The organism is Micromonospora sp. MA102, assembly GCF_025460765.1.
In the GTDB taxonomy this organism is placed as follows: Bacteria; Actinomycetota; Actinomycetes; order Mycobacteriales; family Micromonosporaceae; genus Micromonospora; species Micromonospora halotolerans.
The window spans coordinates 1-26,266 of sequence record NZ_JAMWEG010000032.1; the positions used below are offsets into that span (position 1 = coordinate 1).

The 26,266-nt window shown below is 73.0% G+C and carries 25 protein-coding genes and 2 tRNA genes; 16 read left to right on the forward strand and 11 right to left on the reverse strand.

What is annotated here, in order from left to right:
- Positions 1 to 164: 164 nt before the first annotated feature.
- Positions 165 to 2,711: an aminopeptidase N gene (pepN, locus tag NFX44_RS32625; protein ID WP_262287459.1), complete on the reverse strand. Its 2,547-nt coding sequence runs from the start codon at positions 2,709 to 2,711 to the stop codon at positions 165 to 167.
- Positions 2,712 to 2,936: 225 nt separating this feature from the next.
- On the opposite strand from pepN, the gene NFX44_RS32630 reads away from it, so the two are divergent.
- From NFX44_RS32630 to NFX44_RS32645, 4 genes are all read left to right on the forward strand, one after another.
- Positions 2,937 to 3,560, forward strand: a complete 624-nt coding sequence (locus tag NFX44_RS32630; RefSeq protein ID WP_262287460.1) for a DsbA family protein — start codon at positions 2,937 to 2,939, stop codon at positions 3,558 to 3,560.
- Positions 3,561 to 3,731: 171 nt separating this feature from the next.
- Complete coding sequence (locus NFX44_RS32635; protein ID WP_262287461.1) at positions 3,732 to 4,121, forward strand: hypothetical protein; 390 nt, start codon at positions 3,732 to 3,734, stop codon at positions 4,119 to 4,121.
- Between the two features lie 91 nt (positions 4,122 to 4,212).
- The gene (locus NFX44_RS32640) at positions 4,213 to 5,412 is read left to right on the forward strand and encodes a DUF1015 family protein (RefSeq protein WP_262287462.1); all 1,200 of its coding nucleotides are present in this window, start codon (positions 4,213 to 4,215) and stop codon (positions 5,410 to 5,412) included.
- 72 nt (positions 5,413 to 5,484) lie between these two features.
- On the forward strand, positions 5,485 to 5,955 hold the full coding sequence (locus NFX44_RS32645; RefSeq protein ID WP_262287463.1) for a ribose-5-phosphate isomerase: 471 nt from the start codon (positions 5,485 to 5,487) through the stop codon (positions 5,953 to 5,955).
- Between the two features lie 37 nt (positions 5,956 to 5,992).
- Here NFX44_RS32645 and NFX44_RS32650 read toward each other — a convergent pair whose 3' ends face one another.
- Together NFX44_RS32650 and NFX44_RS32655 are read right to left on the reverse strand one after the other, a co-directional pair.
- Positions 5,993 to 6,418, reverse strand: a complete 426-nt coding sequence (locus NFX44_RS32650) for a hypothetical protein (protein ID WP_262287464.1) — start codon at positions 6,416 to 6,418, stop codon at positions 5,993 to 5,995.
- Positions 6,419 to 6,466: 48 nt separating this feature from the next.
- On the reverse strand, positions 6,467 to 7,687 hold the full coding sequence (locus NFX44_RS32655; RefSeq protein ID WP_262287465.1) for a GNAT family N-acetyltransferase: 1,221 nt from the start codon (positions 7,685 to 7,687) through the stop codon (positions 6,467 to 6,469).
- Positions 7,688 to 7,786: 99 nt separating this feature from the next.
- Between NFX44_RS32655 and NFX44_RS32660 the strand changes: the two genes are divergently transcribed.
- A complete protein-coding gene (locus NFX44_RS32660) occupies positions 7,787 to 8,317 on the forward strand; it encodes a hypothetical protein (protein WP_262287466.1) in 531 nt (176 codons plus the stop codon).
- Positions 8,318 to 8,463: 146 nt separating this feature from the next.
- Here NFX44_RS32660 and NFX44_RS32665 read toward each other — a convergent pair whose 3' ends face one another.
- Positions 8,464 to 8,715: a hypothetical protein gene (locus NFX44_RS32665; RefSeq protein WP_262287467.1), complete on the reverse strand. Its 252-nt coding sequence runs from the start codon at positions 8,713 to 8,715 to the stop codon at positions 8,464 to 8,466.
- 146 nt (positions 8,716 to 8,861) lie between these two features.
- Here NFX44_RS32665 and NFX44_RS32670 point away from each other — a divergent pair, with 146 nt between their 5' ends.
- Positions 8,862 to 10,754, forward strand: coding sequence for a propionyl-CoA synthetase (locus tag NFX44_RS32670; RefSeq protein WP_262287468.1), 1,893 nt, complete (start codon positions 8,862 to 8,864; stop codon positions 10,752 to 10,754).
- Here the strand turns inward: NFX44_RS32670 and NFX44_RS32675 are convergent.
- Positions 10,744 to 13,719 carry an Hsp70 family protein gene (locus NFX44_RS32675; RefSeq protein WP_262287469.1) on the reverse strand — a complete coding sequence of 992 codons (2,976 nt, stop codon included), beginning with the start codon at positions 13,717 to 13,719 and terminating at the stop codon, positions 10,744 to 10,746. The genes NFX44_RS32670 and NFX44_RS32675 overlap by 11 nt on opposite strands.
- A 293-nt stretch (positions 13,720 to 14,012) precedes the next feature.
- Between NFX44_RS32675 and NFX44_RS32680 the strand changes: the two genes are divergently transcribed.
- The 3 genes from NFX44_RS32680 to NFX44_RS32690 are packed head-to-tail and all read left to right on the forward strand — an operon-like array spanning position 14,013 to position 15,834.
- Positions 14,013 to 14,423, forward strand: a complete 411-nt coding sequence (locus NFX44_RS32680; protein ID WP_262287470.1) for a YciI family protein — start codon at positions 14,013 to 14,015, stop codon at positions 14,421 to 14,423.
- The gene (locus NFX44_RS32685; protein WP_262287471.1) at positions 14,423 to 15,637 is read left to right on the forward strand and encodes an RNA polymerase sigma factor; all 1,215 of its coding nucleotides are present in this window, start codon (positions 14,423 to 14,425) and stop codon (positions 15,635 to 15,637) included. Before NFX44_RS32680 ends, NFX44_RS32685 begins: the two co-directional genes overlap by 1 nt.
- A 41-nt stretch (positions 15,638 to 15,678) precedes the next feature.
- The gene (locus NFX44_RS32690; protein WP_262287472.1) at positions 15,679 to 15,834 is read left to right on the forward strand and encodes a hypothetical protein; all 156 of its coding nucleotides are present in this window, start codon (positions 15,679 to 15,681) and stop codon (positions 15,832 to 15,834) included.
- Between the two features lie 7 nt (positions 15,835 to 15,841).
- Here the strand turns inward: NFX44_RS32690 and NFX44_RS32695 are convergent, their stop codons facing one another.
- From NFX44_RS32695 to NFX44_RS32710, 4 genes are all read right to left on the reverse strand, one after another.
- A complete protein-coding gene (locus tag NFX44_RS32695) occupies positions 15,842 to 16,135 on the reverse strand; it encodes a hypothetical protein (RefSeq protein WP_262287473.1) in 294 nt (97 codons plus the stop codon).
- A gap of 510 nt (positions 16,136 to 16,645) precedes the next feature.
- Positions 16,646 to 17,083 (reverse strand): hypothetical protein, encoded by a 438-nt coding sequence (locus NFX44_RS32700; RefSeq protein WP_262287474.1) that lies wholly within the window; start codon positions 17,081 to 17,083, stop codon positions 16,646 to 16,648.
- Positions 17,084 to 17,702: 619 nt separating this feature from the next.
- Positions 17,703 to 18,035: a hypothetical protein gene (locus NFX44_RS32705; RefSeq protein ID WP_262285843.1), complete on the reverse strand. Its 333-nt coding sequence runs from the start codon at positions 18,033 to 18,035 to the stop codon at positions 17,703 to 17,705.
- 226 nt (positions 18,036 to 18,261) lie between these two features.
- Positions 18,262 to 18,335: transfer RNA gene (locus tag NFX44_RS32710), tRNA-Gly, on the reverse strand.
- Positions 18,336 to 18,485: 150 nt separating this feature from the next.
- Here NFX44_RS32710 and NFX44_RS32715 point away from each other — a divergent pair.
- From NFX44_RS32715 to clpX, 5 genes are all read left to right on the forward strand, one after another.
- A tRNA-Pro gene (locus NFX44_RS32715) sits at positions 18,486 to 18,559 on the forward strand.
- Positions 18,560 to 18,703: 144 nt separating this feature from the next.
- A complete protein-coding gene (tig, locus tag NFX44_RS32720) occupies positions 18,704 to 20,050 on the forward strand; it encodes a trigger factor (protein WP_262287475.1) in 1,347 nt (448 codons plus the stop codon).
- Between the two features lie 172 nt (positions 20,051 to 20,222).
- Positions 20,223 to 20,864: an ATP-dependent Clp protease proteolytic subunit gene (locus NFX44_RS32725; RefSeq protein ID WP_088960728.1), complete on the forward strand. Its 642-nt coding sequence runs from the start codon at positions 20,223 to 20,225 to the stop codon at positions 20,862 to 20,864.
- Positions 20,865 to 20,874: 10 nt separating this feature from the next.
- Positions 20,875 to 21,537, forward strand: coding sequence for an ATP-dependent Clp protease proteolytic subunit (locus NFX44_RS32730; RefSeq protein WP_013288034.1), 663 nt, complete (start codon positions 20,875 to 20,877; stop codon positions 21,535 to 21,537).
- Positions 21,538 to 21,752: 215 nt separating this feature from the next.
- The gene (gene clpX / locus NFX44_RS32735) at positions 21,753 to 23,048 is read left to right on the forward strand and encodes an ATP-dependent Clp protease ATP-binding subunit ClpX (protein WP_091319119.1); all 1,296 of its coding nucleotides are present in this window, start codon (positions 21,753 to 21,755) and stop codon (positions 23,046 to 23,048) included.
- Positions 23,049 to 23,071: 23 nt separating this feature from the next.
- Here clpX and NFX44_RS32740 read toward each other — a convergent pair whose 3' ends face one another.
- Positions 23,072 to 23,695, reverse strand: a complete 624-nt coding sequence (locus NFX44_RS32740; RefSeq protein WP_262287476.1) for a helix-turn-helix domain-containing protein — start codon at positions 23,693 to 23,695, stop codon at positions 23,072 to 23,074.
- Between the two features lie 41 nt (positions 23,696 to 23,736).
- Between NFX44_RS32740 and NFX44_RS32745 the strand changes: the two genes are divergently transcribed.
- Both NFX44_RS32745 and NFX44_RS32750 read left to right on the forward strand, forming a co-directional pair.
- A complete protein-coding gene (locus tag NFX44_RS32745; protein WP_262287477.1) occupies positions 23,737 to 24,570 on the forward strand; it encodes a DMT family transporter in 834 nt (277 codons plus the stop codon).
- 40 nt (positions 24,571 to 24,610) lie between these two features.
- On the forward strand, positions 24,611 to 25,408 hold the full coding sequence (locus tag NFX44_RS32750) for a carbon-nitrogen hydrolase family protein (RefSeq protein ID WP_262287478.1): 798 nt from the start codon (positions 24,611 to 24,613) through the stop codon (positions 25,406 to 25,408).
- Positions 25,409 to 25,433: 25 nt separating this feature from the next.
- On the opposite strand, the gene NFX44_RS32755 is transcribed toward NFX44_RS32750, so the two are convergent.
- A complete protein-coding gene (locus tag NFX44_RS32755) occupies positions 25,434 to 25,658 on the reverse strand; it encodes a hypothetical protein (protein WP_262287479.1) in 225 nt (74 codons plus the stop codon).
- Positions 25,659 to 26,266: the final 608 nt, after the last annotated feature.

A 26,266-nucleotide genomic window follows, 5' to 3' on the forward strand; every position in this document is an offset into this window, starting at 1 on the left:
GGGGCCGACGCCGTGTGCGGGGCATCACAGTTGCGGGACAGCGCCGGTTTCGCACCGGCTTCGCTGCGGGGTGGTCGGTGCCACCGTAGCGCATGACCAGCGGAGATCGTCCGGACGGGAGGCGCGGGGGGGCCCCCGCGCCCCCGGGCCCCCCCGCCGGATGGTCAGGCGGTCTGGGCGTCCCGGGCGCGGGCCTTCAGGGCCCGGGACACCCCGTCGCGGCCCTCGGCCACCAGCCGGCGCAGCGGCGCCGGCTGACCCTCCTGGGTCAGCCACGCGTCGGTGGCGGCCACCGTGTCGTCCTCGACCAGGTACGCCGGGTAGGCGAGCTGGACGAACTCCTGCGCCGGCTCGCTGTCCCGCTGCGCCCACACCTGCGCCACCGTGGCGAAGTACTTCTCCCGGTACGGCGCGGTGAGCTCCACCTGCGCCGGGTGGGTGAAGCCCTGCAGCAGCGCCCGGTTGCGCCAGTTCGGCAGCGCCTCCGGGCCGGTGAGCTGCGCCCACACCGCCGCCTTGTTCTCGGCGGTCGGCACCAGCGCGTGCGCGTACGCGGCCTCCCGTTCGCCGCTGGCGGTCCGGTCGCGGGCCAGCTCGGCCTCCACTTCGGCGGCCCCGGCCGCCCCGTTGGCCACCAGCGACTGGAGGACGGTCCAGCGCAGCTCGGTGTCGACGGTCAGCCCGCCCGGCACCTCGCCGCCGTCCAGCCAGCCGCGCAGCGCGGCCAGGTCCTCGGCCGAGCGGGCCGCGGAGGCGTACGCCCGGGCCCAGGCGAGCTGGAAGCCGCTGCCCGGCTCGGCCGCGGCGAGCGCGGTGCGGGCGGTGCGGGCCAGGTCGCCCCAGCCGGTCGGCGCCCAGGCCGGGTCGGCGTAGAAGGTGAGCGTGGTGGTCGCCTGCCGCAGGGTGGCGGTGACCAGGTTGATGTCGGTCTCCGCCGGCAGCCCGGCCAGCACCAGCGCCACGTAGTCGCGGGCCGACAGCTCGGCGTCGCGGGTCATGTCCCAGGCGGCGGTCCAGCAGAGCGCCCGGGCCAGCGACGATTCGAAGCCGGCGATGTGCTGCACCACCGTCGCCATCGACCGCTCGTCCAGCCGCAGCTTGGTGTAGGTCAGGTCGTCGTCGTTGAGCAGCAGCACGTCGGCGGCGGGCTTGCCGTGCAGCACGGACAGCTCGGTCAGCTCGCCGGTCACGTCGACCTCGACCCGCTCCCGGCGGACCAGCCGGCCGTCGGTCAGGTCGTAGAGGCCCACGCCGATCCGGTGGGTCCGCAGCGTCGGGTGCCCGGCCGGCGCCTCCTGCCGCACCAGCACCCGCTCGTACGCGCCGTCGGCGCCGATGGTCACCTCGGGGCGCAGCGTGTTGACCTGCGCGGTCTCCAGCCACTGGGCGGCGAACTTGCGCAGCTCCCGGCCGGAGGCCGTCTCCAGCTCGGAGAGCAGGTCGTCGAAGGTGGCGTTGCCCCAGGCGTGCTTGCCGAAATAGGCCCGCAGGCCGGCCAGGAACGGCTCCTCGCCCACGTACGCGACGAGCTGCTTGAGCACGCTGGCGCCCTTGGCGTAGGTGATGCCGTCGAAGTTGACCTCGACCGCCTCCAGGTCCGGCATCTCGCAGTAGACCGGGTGGGTGGAGGAGAGCTGGTCCTGCCGGTAGCCCCAGTTCTTCCGGATGGACAGGAAGGTCGTCCAGGCGTCGGAGAAGCGGGTGGCGTGGGTGTTGCACCAGTGGCTGGCCCACTCGGCGAACGACTCGTTCAACCACAGGTCGTTCCACCAGCGCATGGTGACCAGGTCGCCGAACCACATGTGCGCGAGCTCGTGCAGGATCGTGTTGGCCCGCTGCTCGTACTCGAAGTCGGTGACCTGCGAGCGGAAGATGTAGTGCGACTCGGCGTGCGTGACGCAGCCGAAGTTCTCCATGGCGCCGGCGTTGAAGTCCGGCACCCAGAGCTGGTCGTACTTGGGCAGCGGGTAGCGCACCTGGAACTTCTCGTGGAAGAAGTCGAAGCCCTGCTTGGTGATCAGGAACAGGTCGTCGGCGTCCAGGTACTGCGCCATCGAGGCCCGGCAGTAGACGCCCAGGTCGATGCCGTCGTGGCTGTCCCGCACTTCGTGGTACGGGCCGGCGCAGAGCGCCGTGATGTAGGTGCTCATCCGGGCCGACTCGGCGAAGTGGACGGTCTTGAGCGCCTCACCGGCCGGCTCCTCGCGCTCCACCGGCGAGTTGGACACCACCCGCCAGTGCTCCGGGACGGTGGCGTGCCAGGTGTAGACGCTCTTCAGGTCGGGCTGGTCGAAGCAGGCGAACACCTTCTGCGCGTCGGCCGTCTCGAACTGGCTGTAGAGGTAGGTCTCGCCGTCGACGGGGTCGGCCGTGCGGTGCAGGCCCTGCCCGCTGTTGGAGTAGCCGAAGTCGGCGTCGACCACGAGGACGTTCTCGGCGGCGAGGCCGGTGAGGGCGAGGCCCTTCTCCGCCGACCAACCGGAGAGGTCGACCGGCGTGCCGTTCAACGTCGCCGACCGCACCGACTCGGCGGCCGTCTCGATGAAGGTGCTCGCTCCCGGCTCGGCACAGCGGAACCGGACCTCGGTCACCGACCGGAACGTGCGGCCGTCGGCCTGCACCGCGGTCGACAGGTCAAGGTTGATGTCGTACCCGGTGACGTCGAGCAGGCGGGCCCGCTCGGTGGCCTCGACCTGGGTCAGGTTGCGCACTCCCGGCACTGTTCGTCTCCATCCCACTCGTCTCGCCGCGCCCCGCGGCACCGGCCTCCCGGCCCGCTCGTGACGGCCGGTCCGAAACCGAGTCTTCCATGCACGGACAGCCTTCGGTGGCCGAGGTCACGCTCTCATTCCGGTACCGGTCGATGCCGCGGGGGGTGAGGATCGGAGGGGAAGGCGCCGGAGCTCCGGCGCGTGGAGTCGTGAAGGGATGACACCGTGACCGAACGTGTCGCCGTGGACATGTGGTTCGACCCGCTGTGCCCGTGGGCGTGGATCACCTCCCGCTGGTTGCTGGAGGTCGAGCAGGTCCGGGACGTGGACATCCGGTTCCACGTGATGAGCCTGTCCGTGCTCAACGAGGGCCGGGACCTGCCGGAGCAGTACCAGGATCTGATGAAGAAGGGCTGGGGCCCGGTGCGGGTCTGCATCGCCGTCGAGCAGGCCCACGGCGGGGAGGTGCTGCGGAAGCTCTACACCGCGATGGGCACCCGGATCCACCTGGGCAAGGAGGAGCTGGGCCGGGAGATGCTGGCCGGCGCGCTCACCGACGTCGGGCTCGACCCGGCGCTCGCCGACGCCGCCGACTCGACCGAGTACGACGAGGCGCTGCGGGCCAGCCACGAGGCGGGCATGCGGCCGGTCGGCACCGACGTGGGCACCCCGGTGATCCACGCCCCGGGCCCGGACGGCGGGCAGGTCGCCTTCTTCGGCCCGGTGATCACCCCGGCGCCGAAGGGCGAGGCGGCCGGCCGGCTCTGGGACGGCGTCCTGCTGGTCGCCGGCACGCCCGGCTTCTACGAGTTGAAGCGCAGCCGGGAGGTCGGCCCGGTCTTCGACTGAGCCGCACGGAAGGACCCCTTCTCGACGCCTCCCGTGGAGCGGGGGCCCCTTCCGGACACCCCGACCCCCGCGCCGCCCTCCGACACCCGGGCGGCGCGGGGCTCGTTTCACCGGGTGTCCCAGCCGGCGGCCCTCCGGGGTCGCACCCCGGCAGCTCCTGGAGGCGTTCCCATGGGTAAGCACCGCCGCATGTCCGACGACGCGCCGGTGACGGACACCGAGGACCCCGGTCCGACGTACTGGTCCGTGGCGGAGGGCGACTGGCCGGACGTCCGGCCGTCCCTGCCGGCCGAGATGGTGGACCTGCTGGCTCCCCCGATCGTGGTCGGTGTGGCCCGGGTCGTGGCCACATCCCGGATGACCCCACCCGCCGGCGAGGGCCTGCCGCCGGCCACGCCCGGCCCGGTGCGGTCGGGTACCAGCGGCCGTCCGGTCCCGGCCGGGTCCACGACGGTACGCCTCAACGCCGGTACCGCCTCCCGCCCCGCCTCCCCGGCGCCCGGCCGGCGCCCCACCGCCGGCCGCCATCGCAGTGCCACCTCCGCCGAGCGCACCGCCTGAACGCTGACCGGCGGGGCCCGTCCTTTCATCTGGTGGACGGCGTGCGGGTCCGGCACCGGCGGTTCCGGTGGCGCGGGTAGCGTCAGCGGGCATGACGGTCGTGCATCCGATCGCCCGGGCCTGGATCACCACTGGCGGCACCGGCGCGCAGAACTACGACGAGTTCGCCGACGACGCGGAGATCACCGCGATCGTCGAGGCGAACCCGCACAGTGCCCTGGGCATCGAGATGCCCCACCGGGCGCCGGGCAGCCTCGGGAAGTCCTTCCTCGACGCGCTCCCCGACGCGGTGGGCCGCCTCGCCGAGGCCAAGGCGGACGGCAGCTACACGCCCGCCGAGCACGTCGTGGTCCTCTACCGGATCAGCGCGCCGGGCGAGGAGAGCGCGTACGGGCTGTTCGCCATGGTCGACACCGACCAGATCTCCACCCGGGCCGACGAGCCCGGCCTGGTGATCCGCAACGAGGACGTGTTCATCGCGAAGGTGCGGGAGCGGGTCGCCCTGGCCGAGGCGCTGGGTCACCTGCTCTCGCCCGTACTCCTGCTGCAGACCGGCCGCGGCGACGAGCTGCACGCGGCGCTCGCGGCGGCGACCGAGTCGGCGGGCGCCCCCGCCGCCACCGACGTGGACCAGGCCGGCCGCACGCACGCCATCTGGCTGCTCGGCCCGGGCCCGGCGCAGGACGAGCTGACCGCCCTGGCGGGCGGCGGCGAGCTGGTGGTCGCCGACGGCAACCACCGCAGCCTGGCCGCGCAGACCGGCGGCTTCCCGCGCTTCCTGTCGGTGATCACCACGCCGGCCTCGGTCGCCATCCAGCCCTACAACCGCCTGGTCAGCGAGCTGACCACCACCCCGGACGAGCTGCTCGACCGGCTCCGCGCCGCCGGTGCGGAGATCACCCCGGTCGCCGGTCCGGTCGGCGTCCCGGCGACTGGCGGCGCCGTGCACCTCCACCTCGCCGGCCAGGGGTACGCCGTCCGCCTGCCGCAGGTCGGCGGCGGCCGGCTGGAGAACCTCGACCACGCCCTGGTCGAGCGGCTGCTGCTGCGCGACGCGCTCGGCCTCGACCCGGGCGACAAGCGGATCACCTACGTGGGCGGCGACTACCCGGCCAGCTGGCTCACCGGCGAGGTCGACGCGGGTCGGGCGGAGCTGGCCGTCCTCGTCGCGCCGGTGACCGTCGACGACTTCGTCGCGGTGAACCTGGCCAGGGAGAAGATGCCGCGCAAGAGCACCTGGTTCACCCCGAAGGCGCGGGCCGGCCTGGTCGTCGCCGAACTGCCCCGGTGACCGTGTGACGAATCCGCCTCCGTGCCGCCGCCCGCGCACCGGCATGGGGGCGGGCCTGTCAGACTGCGCGGTATGCGCGTCTACCTGGGATCCGATCACGCCGGCTTCGAGCTGAAGGTGCACCTCGCCAACCACCTGGCCAAGCAGGGGTACGAGGTGGTCGACGTCGGCCCGCACGCCTTCGACCCGGACGACGACTACCCGGCCTTCTGCCTGCACACCGGCACGCGCGTGGTCGACGACCCGGGCAGCCTCGGGGTCGTCATCGGCGGGTCCGGCAACGGCGAGCAGATCGCCGCCAACAAGATCGCCGGCGTCCGGGCGGCGCTCGCCTGGAACATCGACACCGCCCAGCTGGCCCGCGAGCACAACGACGCGAACATCATCGCGGTCGGTGCCCGGCAGCACACCCTGGACGAGGCCACCGCCCTGGTCGAGACGTTCCTCAGCACGGCCTTCTCCGGCAACCCGCGGCACGCCCGCCGGATCGCGCAGGTCGCCGACTACGAGCGGAGCCGGGAGCTTCCCGCCCTGCCCGTCTGACGCGTCGCCGACGGGCGTGGCCGCCGGGTCGCGCCCGTCACCGCCCGTTGCGGGGCAGTTCCTCGCGGGGCACCCAGTTTCGGCGGACGATCACCACGCGGGCCTCGGCCTCGGCCAGGTCCTCCTCGGTCGGCCGGGCGGCGTCCCGCGCCCGCAGCGCGGCGGTCACGCTCACCTGGGAGGAACCCGAGCCGACCAGGCCGCGCAGCCCCCGCTCGCCCTCCTCGCCGGCCGGGCCCGGCCGGCGGCCCCGCGGTTCCGACTCCAGCTCGGCGCGTCGGGCGACGCGCGGCGACCGGGAGCCGTCGTCCGGATCCGGCCCGGGGCGTCTGGCAGCGCGCGGCGGTCGGGGGTCGTCGCCGTCGTGCACCCCGGCCGTGCTCGCGCTCGCGCCCTCGGCGTCCGGCGGCCCGCCGTCGCCGTGGTGCCGCAGCCGCCGCCGGCGCCGCTCCGCATCACCCATCACCCGACCGTACCGGCGCAGCGCCGCGCGCGGCAGGTGCCGGGGGAGTCAGAAGACCTCCATGGGGGCGGGAGCGCGGTGCCAGCCGAGGGCCGCGCTCACCGTCACCGCCGTCCCCGGGATCAGCTCCCGGACCCGGCCGGCGGCGACGAGCGCGACCAGGCCGGCGCCGCCCAGGTAGAGCTCGCCGAGGGCGCGCACGTCGCAGGCCAGCCCGGCCGGCGCCGAGGTGGCCGTGCACTCGGCCCCGGACGGGCCGCCGACCAGCCGCCACCGGCCGCTGTTCTCCGGCAGCAGGTCGTCGGTGACCTCGATCACCACGTCGACGTCGGTGGCGTACCGGCGCGCGGCCAGCGCGGCAGGGACATCCACGACACGGACCCACAGGGCGTCGGCGAGCCGGGCGCCGAGCTGCCGCGGCTCGTCCACCAGCCGGAACAGTGGCTCGTCCACGGCGGCGATCGAGAAGGACACCCGGCGCGTCAGGTCGATCGAGAGCAGCAGCCGCCACAGCGCCAGGTACGCCTCCGGCCGCGCGGCCACCACCTCGTCGACCCGGACCTCGGCGCGCGGGCCGGTGTCGGTCCACTCCTCCTTCGTCCGGTAGAGCGCGTACCCGTCGAGGCCGTCCGGCCCCTCGTGCAGCAGCACCCGGCGTTCGGTGGCGCCGCCCCGCAGCCCCTTCACGTCGGCGAGCACGTACGCCCACCAGCGCTCGTCGCGGCGCGACCAGCCGGGGCGGTCGGCGCGTACCCGCTCGTGCAGCCGGGCGAGTTCGGCCCGGTGCGGGTCCGGACGGTCCAGGCGGATGGTGCCCTCGGCGGGCGTCGGGTCCGGCAGGCGCAGCCCGACCGTGTCGCCCGCCAGGACGAGCCGCTGCGCGGCCAGGCCGTAGCCGAACCGGGGATAGATCCGGCCCTCGCTCGCCCAGAGGACCGCGAGCGGCTCCCGGCCGGCGTCGTGGATCTCCCGGAGCTGCCGGCGCATCAGCCCGGTGAGCAGCCCGCGCCGGCGGTGGGTCGGTGCGACCGACACCATGGTGACGTGCGCGGCCGGCAGATCGGCCCCGGGCACCGCCAGGTCGCGGCTGAACGCGCCGACGTGCGCGACGGCCGTCCCGCCGTCCCGGACCAGCAGCGACCGGTCCGGTTCGAAGATCCCGCGCTCGACCTCCAGCAGCTCGGGATCGAAGCCGCCGTGGAAGGCCAGCGTCAGCAGTGCGGAGATCTTGTCGAAGTCCTCGGCCCGGGGCACCAGCGCGTCGGTCATCCGGTGTGTCTAACCCATCACCGTCGTGGTCGGCACCCTATTTGCCGGCTCGCTACCCTCGGAACCGTGGCCGGCGTCGGTCGAGGGGGAGGACACGAGATGGCGGACCAGACACAGCCGTGGGCCGAGCGGACGGTCGAGGTGCCGCCGCAGCCCCCCGTGGTGCCGCCGCAGCGGGACGCGTTCCGGCGCGGGGTGGCGGCGGTCGGCCAGTCCCGTACGCCCCGGACCGAGCCGTTCCCCGCCGTCGACACCAGCGAATGGACCGGCGAGCCGGCCCCCCGCCGGCCGGTGGGCTGGCACGTCGCCCAGCTCCGCAGGGGCGGGGAGTGGAGCGCGGCGGCCGCGCTGTTCGCCTTCGTCTGCTGGGGGATCTGGGCCATCTCCGGCCGGGGCGACCTGACCGCCCCGCTGCTCACCTTCGTGCTCAGCCTGCTCACCGCGGCCGGCCTGTTCGCCCTGGCCCGCCTGCTGGGCCGGCTGGTCCTGGAGCGGCAGCTCGGCCGGGTGCGGCGCAGCGCCCGCGGTGCGCACCTGGTGACCGCCCTCTTCCTGGCCGGCGTGGGGGTGGCCTACCTCCAGCAGACCGAGTGGGTGGTCTCCGCCTGGAACTGGGTGACCGGCAACTGACGACCGTGGCGGCGGGCGGGGCGGCTTCCCGCCGCCCGCCCGCGCGCCCGGTCGCGGAACGCCGCGCCGCCGGTCGTCACTCCACCAGGACGGCGCTCGCATTACCCGGTCGGGCGGGGTTCATCCGTCGCCCGGTCGGTTGAGGGTCACTGACCCTCGGCGTCGGCCTTCGGGGAGGCGACCCGCGCCGCCGGGTCCTCGACGCCCGGCTCGCCGCCGCCCGGGGCCACCATCCCGTCGTAGTTGTAGACGGTGCCGCCGTCGTGCTGCTTCGTGGTGCGGATGTAGCGGTGGAACATGCCGTCGATCTCGATCTCCAACAGGGCCTGGTCACCCGCGTCCTGGCTGCTGCCGTCCCGGGGACCGCCCACCAGGTACGCCTTCGTGTTCGTCTCCATGTGCCAGCCGTACCCCTGTCGTGGCGGACGGAAACGGCGACCGCCCACCGGCCGGGCCGGGCCGTTCACCGAGCCGGGGCGCGCTTCCGGCGCACCGACCCCGGCGGGCCGTCGCGCCGGCCCGGGCCCCCGGCCAGCATGACGGGATGGGCGCGTATCGATCAGCGTACGAGCGGAGCATCGCCGACCCGGCCGGCTTCTGGCGGGAGGCCGCGGCGGACATCGACTGGCACCGGGCGCCGGATCGGATCCTCGACGACGGCGCCGCGCCGCTGTTCCGGTGGTTCCCGGACGGGGAGCTGAACACCTGCCACAACGCCCTCGACCGGCACGTGGCCGCCGGCCGGGGCGACCAGCCCGCGGTGATCCACGACAGCCCGGTCACCGGCACGGTGCGGACCCTCACGTACGCCGAGCTGCTCGCCGAGACCGCCCGGTTCGCCGGACCGCTGCGCCGGCTGGGCGTCGGCCGGGGCGACCGGGTGCTGCTCTACCTGGCCATGGTGCCGGAGGCGGTGATCGCCATGCTGGCCTGCGCCCGGATCGGCGCGGTGCACTCGGTGGTCTTCGGCGGCTTCGCCGCCCACGAGCTGGCCGTCCGGATCGACGACGCGCGGCCGACCGTGGTCGTCGCCACCTCCTGCGGCATCGAGGTGGACCGGGTGGTGCCGTACCACCCGATCCTCGCCGCCGCCCTGGACGAGGCGACCCACACCCCGGCGCACTGCGTGGTCGTGCAGCGCCCCCAGGAGCCCGCGCCGCTGGTCGCCGGCCGCGACCTGACCTGGGACGAGGCGATGGAGAGCGCCGAGCCGGTGGACTGTGTGCCGGTGGCCGCCACCGACCCGCTCTACGTCCTCTACACCTCCGGCACCACCGGCCGGCCCAAGGGCGTGGTCCGGGACAACGGCGGGCACGCCGTGGCGCTGCGCTGGTCGATGCGGAACATCTACGGCATCGAGCCGGGCGACGTCTTCTGGGCCGCCTCCGACGTGGGCTGGGTGGTCGGCCACTCCTACATCGTCTACGCGCCGCTGCTCACCGGCGCCACCACCGTGCTCTACGAGGGCAAGCCGGTCGGCACCCCGGACACCGGGGCGTTCTGGCGGGTGGTCGCCCAGCACCGGGTGGCCGCTCTGTTCACCGCGCCCACCGCGATCCGGGCGATCCGCCGGCAGGACCCGGACGGCGCGCTCCTGGCCGGGCACGACCTGAGCAGCCTGCGCACCCTCTTCCTGGCCGGTGAGCGGCTCGACCCGGACACCTGGGCGTGGGCGGGGGATCGGCTCGGCGTGCCCGTGGTGGACAACTGGTGGCAGACCGAGACGGGCTGGCCGGTGGCGGCCAACCCGCGCGGCCTGGAGCCGCTGCCGATCAAGCCGGGCTCCCCGTCGGTGCCCGTCCCCGGGTACGACGTGCGGGTGGTCGACGGCGGCGGCCGGGAGGTGCCGCCGGGCACCGACGGTTCCATCGTGATCCGGCTGCCCCTGCCGCCCGGCTGCCTGCCCACCCTGTGGGGCGACGACGAGCGCTACGTCCGCTCCTACCTGGCCGCCTTCCCGGGCTACTACCTGACCGGCGACGGCGGCCGGTTCGACTCCGACGGCTACCTGTACGTGATGGGCCGCACCGACGACGTGATCAACGTGGCCGGGCACCGGCTCTCCACCGGGGCGATGGAGGAGGTGCTGGCGGCCCACCCGGCGGTCGCCGAGTGCGCGGTGATCGGTGTGGCCGACCCGCTCAAGGGGCAGGTGCCCAGCGGCTACGTGGTGCTCAAGGCCGGCGCCGGGGCGGACCCGGAGGCGCTCGCCGGCGAACTGGTGGCCCTGGTCCGGCAGCGGATCGGGCCGGTGGCCGCGTTCCGCCGGGTGACCGTGGTGCCGGCACTGCCCAAGACCCGCTCCGGCAAGATCCTCCGCCGGACCATGCGCGGGCTGGTCGAGGGGCGGGACGAGCCGGTGCCGCCGACCATCGAGGACCCGGCGGCGCTGGCCGTGTTCCGGGACCTCGGCGCGGGCCCGGGGGCTACTCCTTGACGAACCGGTGGAGCACGAAGTCCTTCTCGGAGCCGCAGGCGATGACCTCGGTGTTCCACGAGCAGGAGTCGCCCCGGACGTCCCTCAGCTCACCGAGCTGGGCCAGCTTGCCCGAGCCGGCGCCCACGCCGGCCACGCTGCGGTCGTCCACCGAGCTGCCCAGCGCGTCGGCGAAGAGCAGCAGGTTGCCGGCGTCCACCCGCACGGCCACCCCTTCCTCGTCGTCGAGCACCCGCGTCCCGTCCGCCGCGAAGAGCGTCGCCGCCGGCTCCGGATAGGTCCGCCGGGCCAGCACCCGCTCGCCCACCGGCACGAGCTGGGTCATCCCCGGCGCCGCCCACCGCTTGGCGCCCTGGCCCTCCTGCGCGGCGACCACCACGGCGGTCTGGTCGTCGGAACCGGTCACCTCCAGCAGGCAGGCGCGGTGTTCCCCGCAGGGCGCCAGCGCCTTGGCCCGCCGGTCGTCGTCCTCGGCGGTGTGGAGCACGCTCGGCTGCGCCTGCTTCCCCAGGTCGTACGCAAGCAGCCGCCCGTCGTCGCCCGCCACGTAGAGCCGGTCCTCGTGGGCGGCGACCAGGTCGTCCGGTTCGGCCACCGCCTTCCAGCGGCGGACCTCACCGCCGGAGGCGAGGTCGATCAGCCGGACCGACTTGTCCGCGCTCACCTGCACGAGCCGCTCGACCGGGCCCTGCTGCGGGTCGCGGGGTGAACCGTCGCCGTACCCGGGGCCGGACACCGCCTCGTCGGTGGTCACCGGGTGCACGCTGTTACGGCTGTTGCCGTACTCGTCGGTCAGGTCGGCCAGCTCCCAGCTCTCGCCGCCGCCGCGCAGGTCGAGCCCCACGAGCCGCTTCCGTTCGTGGTCGGTGAGCGCCACCACGTCCCTGCCGACGAACATCTCGTCGTCCCCGTGCACGGTGTGCTGCCAGCGCGGCTTGCCGGACCCGCCGTCGAGCACCTCCAGCTGGCGGGCGGTGCTGCTGCTCGCGGCGTCGGCGAGCAGCGCCACCGCGCCGGGCAGCGCGATCACGCCGGCCCACCGGTCGGCGGTCGTGGCACTCTGACCGTGCCACAGCTCCTTGCCGGTGCCCGCGTCGACGGCCACCACCGCCAGCCGGTCGTCCTCACGCGGATAGGCCAGGTAGGCCCGGTCGCCGGCGACCGCCGTGAACATCTCGACCGGACGCTCGGCGGCGCCCGCGACCCGGATGCCCTTGCCGAACGCCTGGAAGTCCAGCTCCGGGTGGCGGTCCCGGGTGAGGTAGAGGACGGTCGCGGCGACCACCCCTACGAGGGCGGCCACCGCCCCGACCGAGATCCACAGGGCCCGCCGCCGCCGGCCCCCGCCGGCCGGCGCGGCCGGCGACCCGGGCGTCCCCTTCCCGGGTACGCCGGGCCAGCCCGACCACCCGCCGGGCTGGTGCGGGATCCCGGGCCCCTGCGGGGGTACGCCCGCAGGCAAGCCGTACGGCGGCAGGGCGGGGGTCGGCGTACCCGGGGCGGGTGAGTGCGGGGCCACGGCCGTGCCGTTCGGTCCGGCGGCGAGCCGCGTGCCGTTCGGTCCGGCGGCGAGCGGCGCACCGGCGGGGGCCGGGTGCGGCGGCCCGGCGGCGACGGTCGTGCCGTCCGGGGCCGGCGCGGCGCCGGCCGGGAGGACGGGTGTCTCCGGGTCGGCGGCGGGCGGCATCCCGGCGGGCAGTGTGCCGGCGGGGCCGAGACCGGGCCGGGTGCCGGCCGGTCCGGCGTCGGGGGTCGCCGCGACCGGTGGACCGGCGGGGGCCGCGCCGACCGGGGCCAGCGGCAGCGACGGCGCGGCCGAGGGGTTCCGCCGCAGCGGGAGGTCGGTCAGCGCGCCCTCGGCCACCGGCAGCTCGGGCTGCTCCAGCACGGTCGGCGCGATGCCCAGCTCGGCGTGGAGCAGCCGGGCCACCAGCGGGATCCGGGACGAGCCGCCCACCAGGAACAGGCCGGCGAGCCGTTCCGGGGTCAGCCCGGCCGCGGCGATGACCCGGCGGGTCTCGGCGACCGCCCGCCGCAGCAGCGGGGTGGCCACGCCCTCCAGCTCGGCGCGGGTCAGCGACACGGCGGCCGGGACTCCCGGCACCGCCACCGGCGCCGCCGTGGTGCGGGACAGCATCTCCTTCGCGCCCCGGACGTGCTCGACGAACTGCAGCCGCTCCCGCCACTGCGTGGTGTCGGCCGGCTCGCGGAGCCGCGCCCACTGCGCGGGATGCGTGGCGGCGACCCGCTCGCCGACCAGCGCGAGCAGGGCGGCGTCCAGGTCCAGCCCGCCCAGGTCGTCGAGACCGCCGCAGGAGATCACCGTGAAGCCGGAGTCACCCCACGGGTCGGCGCCCTCGTTGCGGACCACGGCGACGTCCAGGGTCCCGCCACCGAAGTCGAAGACCGCCACCGACTCGCCGACCGGAACCGGCCGGCGCAGCACCTCGGTGTAGTAGCGCGCCGCCGCGACCGGCTCGCGCAGCAGCCGGGTGCCGGGCGGGGTGGGGCCGGAGAGGGTGTGCTCGGCCGCCGACGGCCAGCCGGCCAGGGCGAGCGCCTCGGCGAGCACCTGCCGGCGGCCGGCGTCCCAGGTGGCCGGGCAGGTGACCACCGCGGGCGGCAGGAAACCGAGCGCGCCCACGGCGGCCTCGCCCACCGCGCGCAGCACCGCGCCGAGCAGTTCGGCCGGCGGGTGCCGGCGGTCGCCGAGCGGCACCTCCGCCTCGTCGACGCGGCGCTTCGGGTTCGGTTCGTACCGGTCGGGGTCGGCGTGGGCCAGCCGCAGCGCGTCCCGCCCGACGTGCAGGCGCCCGTCGGTGTCGGCGTACACACCGGACGGCAGGATCGGCTCGCCCTCCACCAGCAACGGCCGGGTACGCCCGTCCGGCCAGCGCAGCACGGCCACGGTGTTCGAGGTGCCGAGGTCCACGCCGAGGGCGAAACCGTCCCGCTGGCCTGACATCCGTGGCTACCTCCACCCGACGAGGGGATGTCCGGCCCCGCATCGTACGCAGCCCCGGCCGCCCGCCGATCCCCGGCGCGGCCGGAAGCGACGGAGCCCGACGTCGTCCTGCACCGGTCACCGTCCGGGGGAGGGTGACGTGGCCGCCGGAGCGGTAGGGTCCGGGCGCCGGGCCGAGGGATCGGCCGCGGCACCGCGGGAGATTTCTCCGCGGCCGTGTCGATCCGCGGGCCGCCCGTTCGACGTGTCGGTGCGAGGGTCGAGAATCGGCCCCGCCGGATGAGGAGAACGCGATGTCGAAGTACATGCTGATCATGCGGGGCACCGACGAGACGAACGCGGCCATGATGGCGTCGATCGACGAGGCGATGGCCGCGACCCGCCGGTTCATCGAGGACATGATCAAGGCCGGTGTCCTCCTGGCGGCCGAGGGGCTGGACGATCCCCGCCGGGGTGTCGTGGTCGACTTCAGCGGCGAGACCCCGGTGGTCACCGACGGGCCGTACGGGGAGACCAAGGAACTGTTCGGGGGCTACTTCCTGCTCGACGTCGCCTCGAAGCAGGAGGCGGTCGAGTGGGCCAAGCGGGTCCCGGCGGTCTCCGGATCCAAGATCGAGGTCCGCCGGGTGGCCGGGGACGACGAGGTCCCGCAGGACAGCGAGCGGACCGTCGAGGAACGGGCCGGGCGCGAGAGCCGGATCTGATGGGTACGGCCGACGTCGAGGCCGTCTGGCGGATCGAGTCGGCGCGGATCGTCGCCGCGCTGACCCGGTTCACCGGCGACTTCGGGCTGGCCGAGGACGCGGCCCAGGAGGCGGTGGCCGAGGCGCTGGTGTCGTGGCCGCTCGCCGCTCCGGCCAATCCGGCCGGCTGGCTGATGGCCACGGCCCGGCGGCGGGCCATCGACACGATCCGCCGCCGCACCGCCCTCCAGGACCGGTACGCCCTGCTCGCGGCCGACCCCGCCGTCGACGAGGAGATCGACCCCGACCGGATCGACGACGACGTGCTGGCGCTGATGTTCGTCAGCTGCCACCCGGTGCTCTCCCCGGAGGCCCGGGTGGCGCTGACCCTGCGCGTGGTCGGCGGCCTGTCCAGCGAGGAGATCGCCCGCGCGTTCCTCGTACCCGTGCCGACCGTGCAGGCCCGCATAACCCGGGGCAAGAAGACGATCGCGGCCACCGGGGTGCCGTTCGAGCTGCCGGCGGCCGGCGAGCGACGGGAGCGGCTGGGCGGCGTCCTCAGCGTCCTCTACGTGATCTTCACGGAGGGGTCGACGGCCACGTCGGGTGACCGGCTGCTGCGCCCCGACGTCGCGTACGAGGCGATCCGGCTGGCCCGCACGTTGGCCGCGTTGCAGCCGGACGAGCCGGAGGTGCACGGCCTGCTCGCGTTGTGCGAGCTGACCGCCGCGCGCTTCCCCGCCCGGACCGGCCCGGACGGCTCGCCGGTCCTGCTCGAGGACCAGGACCGCCGCCGGTGGGACGTCTCGGCGATCCGCCGCGGGCTCGCCGCGCTCGCCAGGGCCTCGGCCCGCGGCCTCGGCCCCTACGGCCTGCAGGCCGCGATCGCCGCCACCCACGCGGCGGCACCCTCGGTGGAGGCGACCGACTGGGACCGGATCGTGGTGCTCTACGAGGCGCTCGGCCGGGTCGCGCCCTCGCCGGTCGTCGAACTCAACCGGGCCGTCGCCGTGGCCATGGCCTCGGGCCCGGCGCAGGCCCTGGCCATCGTGGACGAGCTGATCGCCTCGGACCGGCTCCCCGGTTCGCACCTCGTCCCGACCGTACGCGGCGAGCTGCTGACCCGGCTCGGCCGGCGACCGGAAGCGCGCGCCGAGCTGGAGCTGGCGGCCCGGCTCTGCGCCAACGAGCGCGAACGCTCGGTGCTGCTGCGCAAGGCGGCCGCCCTGGGCTGACGCCTTAGGCCTTCCCGGTTGGCGGACGTGCCCGCGCCGACGTGAGCGTACGGACACACCGCTGGCAGGCGCCGCCCCCGGAGCTGGAGCTGTCCGCGCAGGCCCGGGCCGAGCTGCTCGGCCTGACCACGGCGGCCGAGCCGGCCCTCGCCGCTCGCACCGTCGAGCGGCTCACCGACTGGCTGCACCGCGGCTGAGGCTCCGCTACTTCCCTGGTGGCGTGACCAGGAAGACGATGCCGCCACCAACGGCCAGCAGGCCGACGAGCAGGAACCCGGTCCCCACGATGTACCGGCCGAGGACGAACCCGTCGCGGCGCCTGATCTCCTCTGCGGGCACCTCACGGCCCTCCACCCAGCGGGTCAACGGGCTCCGGCCGATCTGACGGGCGTGCTCGTCCACGACGCCGAAGAGGTTCACCATCTGGATGAGGCCGAAGAAGCCCAGGAGCAGGCCGAAGCCGAGGAGACCGAGCCCTTGCTGGATGTACCGGGGCATGGCGGCTCCCGAAGTGCGCGACGGAGTTCGACGACCTCGAAGCCACGGTAGGCGGTGACAACAACCGGTCACGACACGCTGCGCCGGGACGGCGTTGGCTGTCTGCCGGGCCAGGTTGACGTGGGCCGGAGTGCGGTGGAGCGGGCGAGCGTTGCACCGGTCGCGAGCCATCAACGGCTCGGCGTTCACTCCGGTGGCGGGCTGGGCCGGCGACACGGCCACGACGAGGCCCAGGCTGAGAACGGCCCGAACGAAGGGACCCACGGCGCGCACCTTCATGCCCGCACTGACGCGGTCGAATGCCACCAGGTTTCCGCCAGCCGTCGTGCGAGGTCGGCGACGGCCGGAACAGTCGGGCACCGAGCTGAGCCAGTTCGCTGGGTCCGAGACCGTCGACCAGGTGCTCGTGAAGCTCCTGCTGGATGCCGACAACACCAGTGTCGTGCAGGACACCGCGGAAGCCCTGATCAAGCGGGGCGACAGAGCAGCGCTCCGTCCGTCGGGTACGCGCTACTGCGGGAAATCGATCTCCTTTGAGCCGCCCGCGCCTTCGCTGTTCATGACGGTGAGCGTGAGGTGGCTCCCGTGTAGCTCGTGTGACGCACGAAAATGCCACTCATACAGCAACTCATGCCTCGTCCCGCCGCTGCTACCCGACTCCAAGGTGAAAGCCGTGCCCGCCTCGTCGCTTAGGCCGACCCGAAGTGCGCGGAACATCTCCTCCCCTGGCGAGCTAGGGACTGCGTCCCTGCTCTGGCCGGGGGTCCAGCCCTGCAAGGCCACGTAGTAGCTGTCAATCGCCGACTGCATCCGCTCGTTCAGCTGGCCGACCAACCGAGCCGTTACCTGGTTGCCGCTCCACAGCTCGACGGTAAGCAGATACACGTTCGTGTCCCTGAGGGCTGCGATCTGCTGTCCCGAGGCGAAGACGCGTGGGACACCTGTCATGTGATGACGCTATGGCTAGCTGGTTCGGTTAGCCAGGATGTCGCCCCGGCTGATCTCTGAGGTGGGCCGGGGCTCGGGGCGGAGCCCCGAGGTCTTCCGCTCTTGTGGCTCGTACGTGTGGCCGGCCGATGCCGGCCGGAGGTCGCCAGCAGGCCGGGGCCGGGCCAAGGCGGCCCGCTTGCGGGCCGCCTTGATCTGATAGGGCGGAATCCGGCAGTCAACCGCTACCGATTTGTGGCGTGGCACGGGACATTGGTTGACACTCGCGTCCCACCAGATGCTTGGCAGGCTCTATACCGGTTGGTCGCGTGGCTTGCTGAGCTAGGGAGTCGGTTCCGGCGGAAGGTTGGAGACATGGATGCGCTCGACGTCCTCGCAGAGTTCGGCGCAGCTGGCCGGGTCGGCCTCCTTCATCCCGGCGCCCGTCTACGGGGTGTCGCCGCTGCCTACGGGATGCCGTGGGACATCGGGCGGATCGACAAGCGCAGCAGGTGGCCGCACCTGTACTGCCCGAAACGCCTGCGGCCGGCGGCAGAGCCGAATGCCGCTCGTGCCCGCTGCGCGCCACGCTTACTGGCCCGTGGACGGCCCGGCTCGCCCTCCGCGAGGAACCTGTCCTTCAGTCGGCCTGACCGTCATCGGGAATGGAAACGAAGCCGTCGTTCCAGTGGTCCTCGTCGAGGCTGTAGCGGTTGATGTAGAAGCAGTCGGGCTCGTCGCGGAAGCCAGGCAGCTTCCTGGCTCGCTTTATCCGCTCCTCCGCTCGTGCCTCCGACGAGTACACCCCCAGAATTTTGAGGTCGTCACCGTCTTCCTCGTCGCAGACCAGCTCGCCGGCTTCGTCTCGGTGCGTTGTTGGTCGCCCGTCGAGCCACCGGGCGTGGCGGACGTGCCAGAGCAGGAAGACCTCCATGCAGCCGGAAAGATCGCTGGGGAACACCTCGTCTGCCACGTACTGCTCCTCTGCCTCAGGCCCATCTCCGCCGTGAGTCCGCACATCGGGGAGCAGGCCTGTTCGGCTTCGCCCGGACTCACGGTGGAGGGCGGCGGCCGGCAGACCCGAGCCAAGGGCGGCCCGAGCAGCTAATGGCCCACGGATGGCCCGCAAGATCGGAGCGGGGGAGTGGCCGTCCGGCCCAGGATCGGGGATGCAGCCTCTGACCTGGGCCGGAGGCCGGTGGAGCGGGCGACGGGAATCGAACCCGCACCGTCAGTTTGGAAGACTGAAGCTCTGCCATTGAGCTACGCCCGCGACCGTCCCGCTCTCGCGGGACGCGCCCGACAGCCTACCGAATCCCGGAACCGGACGCGCGGCCCCGTACCGGGTGCCGCGGCGAACCACCGGCGACGCGCCCCCGGTGACCGTCCGGCGGGCCCGGACGGCATAGACTCTTCGTCGCCACGGGGTGTGGCGCAGCTTGGTAGCGCACTCGCTTTGGGAGCGAGGGGCCGTGGGTTCAAATCCCGCCACCCCGACTGTCGTTCGCGACCGGGTCGTCCGGGAACCGCCGATTTTTCCGAGCGGTACCCGGGCGCTGCCGATGCCGCAGGCCGGCTCGCCTACACTCGATGCGCGCAAACACGCCCAGACTCAACTGAGATCCGTCAAGGAGTACGCCTGTGAAGAGCACCGTCGAGACTCTGAGCCCGACGCGCGTGCGGCTCGCCATCGAGGTGCCGTTCGTCGAGCTCGAGCCGAGCCTCAGGAAGGCGTACCGGGAGATCGGCCAGCAGGTCCAGGTTCCCGGCTTCCGTCGGGGCAAGATTCCGGCGGCCGTGATCGACCAGCGGGTGGGCCGGGGCACCGTCCTCAACGAGGCGGTGCAGGAGGCCATCCCGCAGAACATCCTGGCCGCGGTCCGGGAGCACGACCTGAAGACGCTCGGCCGTCCGGAGGTCGAGATCACCGAGTTCAACGACGGTGACTCGCTGAACTTCACCGCCGAGGTGGACGTCCGCCCGGAGATCACCCTGCCGGACCCGGCCACCATCGAGGTGACCGTCGACGAGGTCCAGATCGCCGACAGCGAGATCGACGAGCAGGTCAACAGCCTGCGGGAGCGGTTCGCCACGCTGAAGACCGTCGAGCGGGCCGCCCAGGAGGGCGACTACGTCCAGATCGACCTGAACGCGACCGTCGACGGCGAGGACGTGCCGGGCGGGCAGGCGAGCAACATCTCGCACGAGGTCGGCAGCAAGCAGCTCCTGCCGGGCCTGGACGAGGCGCTGGTCGGCCTCGCCGCCGGCGACAGCACCACCTTCTCCACCCAGCTGGTGGGCGGCGACTACGCCGGCCGGGACGCCGACGTGGCGGTGACCGTCCGCACGGTCAAGGAGAAGGAGCTGCCCGAGCTCGACGACGACTTCGCCCAGCTGGCCAGCGAGTTCGACACCATCGAGGAGCTGCGGAACGACCTCCGCGAGCGGGTCAGCCGCGGCAAGCAGGTCGAGCAGATCTACGCCGCCCGGGACAAGGCCCTCGAGCAGATGGTCGCGACCGCCGAGGTGCCGGCGCCGGAGGGTGTCGTCAAGGAGGAGGTCGAGAGCCGCAAGGCCGCGATGATCGACCAGCTCGAGCGCATCGGCGCCTCCCTGGAGGAGTACCTGGCCGCGGAGGAGAAGACCGAGGAGCAGATCGACGCCGAGCTGACCGAGGCCGCGACCGAGGGCGTCAAGATCCAGCTCCTGCTGGACACCCTGGCCGACGCCGAGGACGTCCAGGTCTCCGACGACGAGTTCGGTCACGAGATCGTCCACCGCGCCCAGCGTGCCGGGATGGCCCCGCAGCAGTACTACGACCAGCTGGTCCGCTCGGGCGCCGCGCAGGCCGTCTTCGGCGACGTCCGCCGGGGCAAGGCGCTCGCCGCGGTGATGGAGAAGATCAAGATCAAGGACTCGGCGGGCAACGAGGTCACCCTCGAGGCGCTGCGCGCCCAGAACGAGGCCGAGCACGACCACCAGCACTGACCGTCGGTGTCGGCCGCCGTCCCGCGCTCCGCGCCGGGCGGCGGCCGAAACCCTTTTCCGGGTACGCCCTGAGGGTGACTGCGCTGAGAGCGAACAGTGCCCCGACCGGGAGTACGCCTTCCGGCTGAGCGGTTAGTGTCGGGTAGGACGGTACGGAGAGCGAAGGGCTGCCATGACCGACATGCACATCCCCAAGAAGTCGCTCCGGGCGATCGAGGCCCGTGGTGGCGACTCCATTGGCAACCTCGACGACTCGGTCTACAACCGGTTGCTCAAGGAGCGGATCATCTTCCTGGGCAGCGAGGTGACCGACCAGGTCGCCAACCGCATCTGCGCGCAGCTCCTGCTGCTCGCCGCGGAGGACCCGGACCGCGACATCAACCTCTGGATCAACTCGCCGGGTGGCTCGGTCTACTCCGGCATGGCGATCTACGACACCATGCAGTTCATCGACAACGACGTGTCGACGGTGGCCATGGGCATGGCCGCGTCGATGGGCCAGCTCCTGCTCTGCGCGGGCACCAAGGGCAAGCGCTACGCCCTGCCGCACGCGCGGATCATGATGCACCAGCCGTCCGGTGGCCTCGGCGGCACCGCGTCGGACATCGCGATCCAGGCCGAGCAGATGCTCTACACGAAGCGGATGTTCCAGGAGCGGGTCGCCCACCACACCGGCCAGAGCCAGGCGCAGATCGAGGCGGATTCGGACCGGGACCGCTGGTTCACCGCCCAGGAGGCCATGGACTACGGCTTCATCGACAAGGTGATCATCGGGGCCGCGCAGGTTCCGGATGGCGCCGGGACCCTGAGCTGAGGAGCTGACGATGACCGACCTGAGCCTGCCGCCCCAGTTCGCGGCCGTGCACAACCGCTACGTGCTGCCGTCGTTCGTCGAGCGCACGTCGTACGGGATGAAGGAGTCCAACCCGTACAACAAGCTCTTCGAGGACCGGATCATCTTCCTCGGCGTCCAGGTGGACGACGCGTCGGCCAACGACGTGATGGCCCAGCTGCTGACGCTGGAGGGCACCGACCCGGACCGCGACATCATCATGTACATCAACTCGCCGGGTGGCTCGTTCACCGCGATGACGGCGATCTACGACACCATGCAGTACGTCCGCCCGGACATCCAGACCGTCTGCCTGGGCCAGGCGGCCAGCGCGGCGGCGGTGCTGCTCTCGGCGGGCACCCCGGGCAAGCGGATGGCGCTGCCCAACTCCCGGATCATCATCCACCAGCCGGCCACCGAGGGCGGCTACGGCCAGGGGTCGGACATCGAGATCCAGGCCCGGGAGATCCTGCGCATGCGGACGCAGCTGGAGGACATGCTGTCCCGGCACTGCAACCGCCCCATCGAGCAGGTTCGCAAGGACATCGACCGTGACAAGATCATGACGGCCGAGGAGTCCAAGGAGTACGGGCTGGTCGACACCATCCTGACCAGCCGCAAGAAGGGTCTGCTGGCGTCTCACGCCGCGGGCTGAGCAGTGTGCGGTCGGAGGTCGGCCGGGGCATCGTTCCTGGCCGACCTCTGACACACCCGTTTTGGGGGTCGGAGAAACCTCCGGCAGCGGGTAACGTCGGGTCTGTGCCGCTTCGTTGGGTCGGACCGGCGAGGTGGGACGACAGGACGGACGGGCGCGCGGCGCCCGCAGGTCAGGGGCCGGCGCACCGGCCGACGAGTGCAGGGAGAACGTAGGTGGCACGGATCGGTGACGGCGGCGACCTACTGAAGTGCTCCTTCTGTGGCAAGTCGCAGAAGCAGGTCAAGAAGCTCATTGCGGGCCCCGGGGTCTACATCTGCGACGAGTGCATCGACCTCTGCAACGAGATCATCGAAGAGGAGCTGGCCGAGTCCGGCGAGGTGAAGTGGGAAGAGCTTCCCAAGCCGATGGAGATCTGCCAGTTCCTCGACAACTACGTCGTCGGTCAGGAGCAGGCCAAGAAGGCGCTCGCCGTCGCGGTCTACAACCACTACAAGCGGATCCAGGCCGAGGCGGCCGGCGCTCCGGGTTCGGGCAGCGACGGCGTCGAGCTGGCGAAGTCCAACATCCTGCTGCTCGGCCCGACCGGGTGCGGCAAGACCCACCTGGCGCAGACCCTGGCCCGGATGCTCAACGTCCCGTTCGCGATCGCGGACGCGACGGCGCTCACCGAGGCGGGCTACGTCGGCGAGGACGTGGAGAACATCCTCCTCAAGCTGATCCAGGCCGCCGACTACGACATCAAGCGCGCCGAGACCGGGATCATCTACATCGACGAGGTCGACAAGATCGCCCGGAAGTCGGAGAACCCGTCGATCACGCGGGACGTCTCCGGTGAGGGCGTGCAGCAGGCGCTGCTGAAGATGCTGGAAGGCACGGTGGCCAACGTGCCGCCGCAGGGCGGGCGCAAGCACCCGCACCAGGAGTTCATCCAGATCGACACCACCAACGTGCTGTTCATCTGCGGTGGCGCCTTCGCCGGCCTCGACCAGATCATCGAGGCCCGCACCGGCTCCGGCGGCACCGGCTTCGGCGCCCGGCTCCGGTCGGTCTCCGAGCGGTCGACCGACGACATCTTCAGCCAGGTCATGCCGGAGGACATGCTCAAGTTCGGGCTGATCCCCGAGTTCATCGGCCGGCTCCCCGTGATCACCAACGTGCGCAGCCTCGACCGCAGCGCGCTGGTCCGCATCCTCACCGAGCCGCGCAACGCCCTGGTCCGGCAGTACCAGCGCCTCTTCGAGCTGGACGGCGTCGAGCTGGAGTTCGAGCAGCCCGCGCTGGAGGCCATCGCCGACCAGGCCATGCTCCGCGGCACCGGCGCCCGCGGCCTGCGGGCGATCATGGAGGAGGTCCTGCTCTCCGTGATGTACGAGGTGCCGAGCAACCCCGACGCCGCCCGGGTGCTGATCACCCGCGAGGTCGTCCTGGAGAACGTCAACCCGACGATCGTGCCCCGCGAGTTCACCGGTCGGCGTGCCCGCCGGGACCGCGAGGAGAAGTCGGCCTGACCGCCACCGCGACCGCGCCCGGGTCAGCTCGGGCGCGGTCCGCGTGACCGGGTCCGCCGGTCCCACTCGCCCGACGGGGTGACCGCCACCATCACCAGCCGCGCCGGTTCGTCGCCGGCGGTGCGGTAGCCGTGCTCCCGGTCGGCGTGGAACTCGACCGTCTCGCCGGCGCGTACCTCGTGGTCGACGCCCTCCACGGTGACCGTGACGGTCCCGTCGAGCACGTGCAGCACCTCCCGGGTGCCGCGCGGATGGTCGGGGGAGCGGTGCGCCTCACCGGGCTCCAACCGCCAGTCCCAGAGCTCGACCAGGTCCGGCTCGCCGAGCCCGCTGAGCAGCCGCGCCGTGCCGCCGTGCTCGCCCCGCCACAGCACCGGTGCGTCGCCGGCCCGGGAGACCCGTACGGTGCTCTCCTCGGCCGGCTCCAGCAGCCGGGCGATGTTGACGCCGAACGCGTCGGCCACCCGGCAGAGGGTGCCCACGCTCGGGTTGGTCCGCGCCCCCTCGATCTGCACGAGCATGCCCTTGCTCACCCCGGAGCGGCCGGCCAGCTCCTCGAAGGACCAGCCGCGGGCGGCCCGCAGCTCGCGTACCTGTCGGGCCACCGCGGAGGTCACCGCCCCCACCCGCCCTCCGGCGTCGGTCATCACACTATCCTTCGCGGTCAATATTGTGGTACGACTGCCTGATGTTCCCCATTGTGCTCGCGGCGGTCTCCGCGGTCGCGTTCGGCACGGCCGACTTCTCCGGCGGCAAGGCGTCCCGGCACGCCGACCCGGTCGCGGTGACCGTGGTGTCGCAACTGCTCAGCGTCCCGCTGCTGCTCGCGCTCGTGCTCATCGTGCCGGGCACGCCCGGCCCGCTGGACCTGGCGTGGGGGCTGCTCGCCGGCGTGGCGGGCGCGGCCGGCGTGATGCTGCTCTACAAGGCCCTGGCCGGCGGCATGATGGCGGTCGTCGCCCCGATCACCGCGATCACCGCCGCCGTCGTGCCGATCGTCGCCGGCCTGGTCACCGCCCACTCGCCGGGGGCCGTGGCGTTGGCCGGCGCCGGGCTCGCCGTCGTGGCCATCGCGCTGGTCAGCCTGGGGGAGGGTGGGGCCACCGGCCGGGTGTCCAGACGGCTGATCGGCATGGCGCTCAGCGCCGGGCTGCTCTTCGGGATCTTCTTCGCGCTACTCGGCCAAGCCGACGAGGGCGCCGGCATGTGGCCGGTGGCCGCCGTACGGGTCAGCTCGATCGCCTTCGGCCTGGCGCTCGCCGTGCGCACCGGCGTACGCCTGCGGCTCCCACCGCGGGTCCTCCGCTGGGCCGCGGCGGCCGGCCTGCTGGACTCGGCGGCCAACGCGCTGTTCCTCGCCGCCGCCGGCCGGGGGCACCTCAGCGTGGTGGCCGCCATCGCCGCGCTCTATCCGGCGAGCACCGTGCTGCTCGCCCTCGCGGTCGACCGGGAACGGCTCCGCCCGGTGCAACTGGCCGGTCTCGGGTTCGCCGCCGGCGCGCTCGTCCTGGCCAGCATCTGAGCCCTGTCGCCGTCCGCCGTCCGACCGTACGCTGAGGCTCATGCGCGTCGCCGTCTGTCAGCTCAACTCCCGTGCGGACCGCACCGCGAACCTCGCCGCCGCAGAGGCCCTGCTGGACAGGGCCGCGGCGGCCGGCGCGGATCTGGCCGTCCTCCCGGAGTACGTCGACTACCTCGGTCCCGCCGCCGGCATGCCGGCGGCCGAACCGGTCGACGGGGTGGTGGGCCGGTTCTTCGCCGACGCCGCCCGCCGGCTCGGCATGTGGGTGATCGCCGGCTCGTTCCACGAGGCCGGGCCGGACCCCGAGCACACCTGGAACACCTCGCTGGTCTTCGACCGCGGCGGCGCGCTCGCCGCCACCTACCGCAAGATCCATCTGTACGACGTGGAGATCCCCGGCCGCGTCTCCTACCAGGAGTCCGCGACCGTGGCGCCGGGGGACAAGCCCGTGGTGGTCGACGTCGAGGGCCTCCGGGTCGGCCTGTCGATCTGCTACGACCTCCGGTTCCCCGAGCTCTACCGGCAACTGGCGGTCGACGGCGGCGCCGAACTGCTGGTGGTGCCGGCCGCGTTCATGATGCACACCGGGCGTGACCACTGGGAGGTGCTGCTCCGAGCCCGGGCGATCGAGAACCAGTGCTTCGTGGCGGCCGCCGGCCAGACCGGCGACCACGAGCCGGGGCGGACCTGCTTCGGGCGCAGCATGGTGGTGGACCCGTGGGGGACGGTGCTGACCCAGGTGGCCGACGGGCCGGGTCTGGCCGTCACCGACCTGGACACGGAGCGGCTGCGGACGATCCGCGTCGAGCTGCCGAGCCTCGCCAACCGGCGGCTCTGAGGTCTCTCAGCCTTCCGAGCCCGCGTCAGCTCTCCAGGAGCACGCCGACGACGGTGAAGCCCGCGATGGCCAGCGCGGTGACGAGCAGGGCCGTGGTCATCCGCGAGGGGCCGCGCCGGACGAGACGTCCCACCGATGCCAGGACGACGGCGAGCACGAAGGCGCCGATGACCAGCTGCCAGAACGGCAGCAGGAGCCCGAGCAGGGCCTCCTCGGCGAGCGTCTCCGCCGGGAACCGGGACACGTCCATGCCGAACACTCTGGCACGGATGAGCCCGCGGTGGTCCGGTCCGAGTCCGGCCGTCTGCCGATCGGGCCCCGCGGCGCACCGGGTAACCACAGTGACGATCACTGATTTGCCTTCTCGGGGCCGTCCGCGTAACTTTCTCTCTGCACGCGGGAGGCCGGACAAGCCGGCCGAGAACGGGCGCCAGGCTGGTGGCGGCAACGCCGAGCCAGACTGAGGATCCGGGCGGTGCGAGAGACTCCGAGAGACCGGGGTTGCGATCGCGAAGCCGACCGGGTAGAGTTCGAAAGCCGGCAGGGAGCCGGGCGGGTGGCCGCGAAAGCGGCGATCGGCCGGTCCGCCGGAATCCACGACAGCAACGACCGCCGGCTACGGCGTGCGTCAGCGTGGATCGGACCGAACCAAGTTGATACCTCAAACACGAGGTTGACAGCGAAAGTCGGGCCGGGTAAGTTAGAGAGGTTGCCCCGGACGGGGTCCTGCTGATGTGGGGTTTCCGGATGGTGTGTGGTTGTTCTTTGAGAACTCAACAGGGTGCTTGATAAGCCAGTGCCAAATTGATTTATACCCCGGACTGGCAGGTCTTCTTCGGAGGGTTCTGCTGGTTGGGA

What these genes read in the sequence shown, in the direction of transcription:
- NFX44_RS32635 (WP_262287461.1), top strand. Translation starts at nt 3,732, where the DNA reads ATGGGTAAGCACCGCCGCATGTCCGACGACGCGCCGGTGACGGACACC.
- NFX44_RS32640 (WP_262287462.1), top strand. Translation starts at nt 4,213, where the DNA reads ATGACGGTCGTGCATCCGATCGCCCGGGCCTGGATCACCACTGGCGGC.
- NFX44_RS32645 (WP_262287463.1), top strand. Translation starts at nt 5,485, where the DNA reads ATGCGCGTCTACCTGGGATCCGATCACGCCGGCTTCGAGCTGAAGGTG.
- NFX44_RS32650 (WP_262287464.1), bottom strand. Translation starts at nt 6,418, where the DNA reads ATGGGTGATGCGGAGCGGCGCCGGCGGCGGCTGCGGCACCACGGCGAC.
- NFX44_RS32655 (WP_262287465.1), bottom strand. Translation starts at nt 7,687, where the DNA reads ATGACCGACGCGCTGGTGCCCCGGGCCGAGGACTTCGACAAGATCTCC.
- NFX44_RS32660 (WP_262287466.1), top strand. Translation starts at nt 7,787, where the DNA reads ATGGCGGACCAGACACAGCCGTGGGCCGAGCGGACGGTCGAGGTGCCG.
- NFX44_RS32665 (WP_262287467.1), bottom strand. Translation starts at nt 8,715, where the DNA reads ATGGAGACGAACACGAAGGCGTACCTGGTGGGCGGTCCCCGGGACGGC.
- NFX44_RS32670 (WP_262287468.1), top strand. Translation starts at nt 8,862, where the DNA reads ATGGGCGCGTATCGATCAGCGTACGAGCGGAGCATCGCCGACCCGGCC.
- NFX44_RS32675 (WP_262287469.1), bottom strand. Translation starts at nt 13,719, where the DNA reads ATGTCAGGCCAGCGGGACGGTTTCGCCCTCGGCGTGGACCTCGGCACC.
- NFX44_RS32680 (WP_262287470.1), top strand. Translation starts at nt 14,013, where the DNA reads ATGTCGAAGTACATGCTGATCATGCGGGGCACCGACGAGACGAACGCG.
- NFX44_RS32685 (WP_262287471.1), top strand. Translation starts at nt 14,423, where the DNA reads ATGGGTACGGCCGACGTCGAGGCCGTCTGGCGGATCGAGTCGGCGCGG.
- NFX44_RS32695 (WP_262287473.1), bottom strand. Translation starts at nt 16,135, where the DNA reads ATGCCCCGGTACATCCAGCAAGGGCTCGGTCTCCTCGGCTTCGGCCTG.
- NFX44_RS32700 (WP_262287474.1), bottom strand. Translation starts at nt 17,083, where the DNA reads ATGACAGGTGTCCCACGCGTCTTCGCCTCGGGACAGCAGATCGCAGCC.
- NFX44_RS32725 (WP_088960728.1), top strand. Translation starts at nt 20,223, where the DNA reads ATGACCGACATGCACATCCCCAAGAAGTCGCTCCGGGCGATCGAGGCC.
- NFX44_RS32730 (WP_013288034.1), top strand. Translation starts at nt 20,875, where the DNA reads ATGACCGACCTGAGCCTGCCGCCCCAGTTCGCGGCCGTGCACAACCGC.
- NFX44_RS32740 (WP_262287476.1), bottom strand. Translation starts at nt 23,695, where the DNA reads ATGACCGACGCCGGAGGGCGGGTGGGGGCGGTGACCTCCGCGGTGGCC.
- NFX44_RS32745 (WP_262287477.1), top strand. Translation starts at nt 23,737, where the DNA reads ATGTTCCCCATTGTGCTCGCGGCGGTCTCCGCGGTCGCGTTCGGCACG.
- NFX44_RS32750 (WP_262287478.1), top strand. Translation starts at nt 24,611, where the DNA reads ATGCGCGTCGCCGTCTGTCAGCTCAACTCCCGTGCGGACCGCACCGCG.
- NFX44_RS32755 (WP_262287479.1), bottom strand. Translation starts at nt 25,658, where the DNA reads ATGGACGTGTCCCGGTTCCCGGCGGAGACGCTCGCCGAGGAGGCCCTG.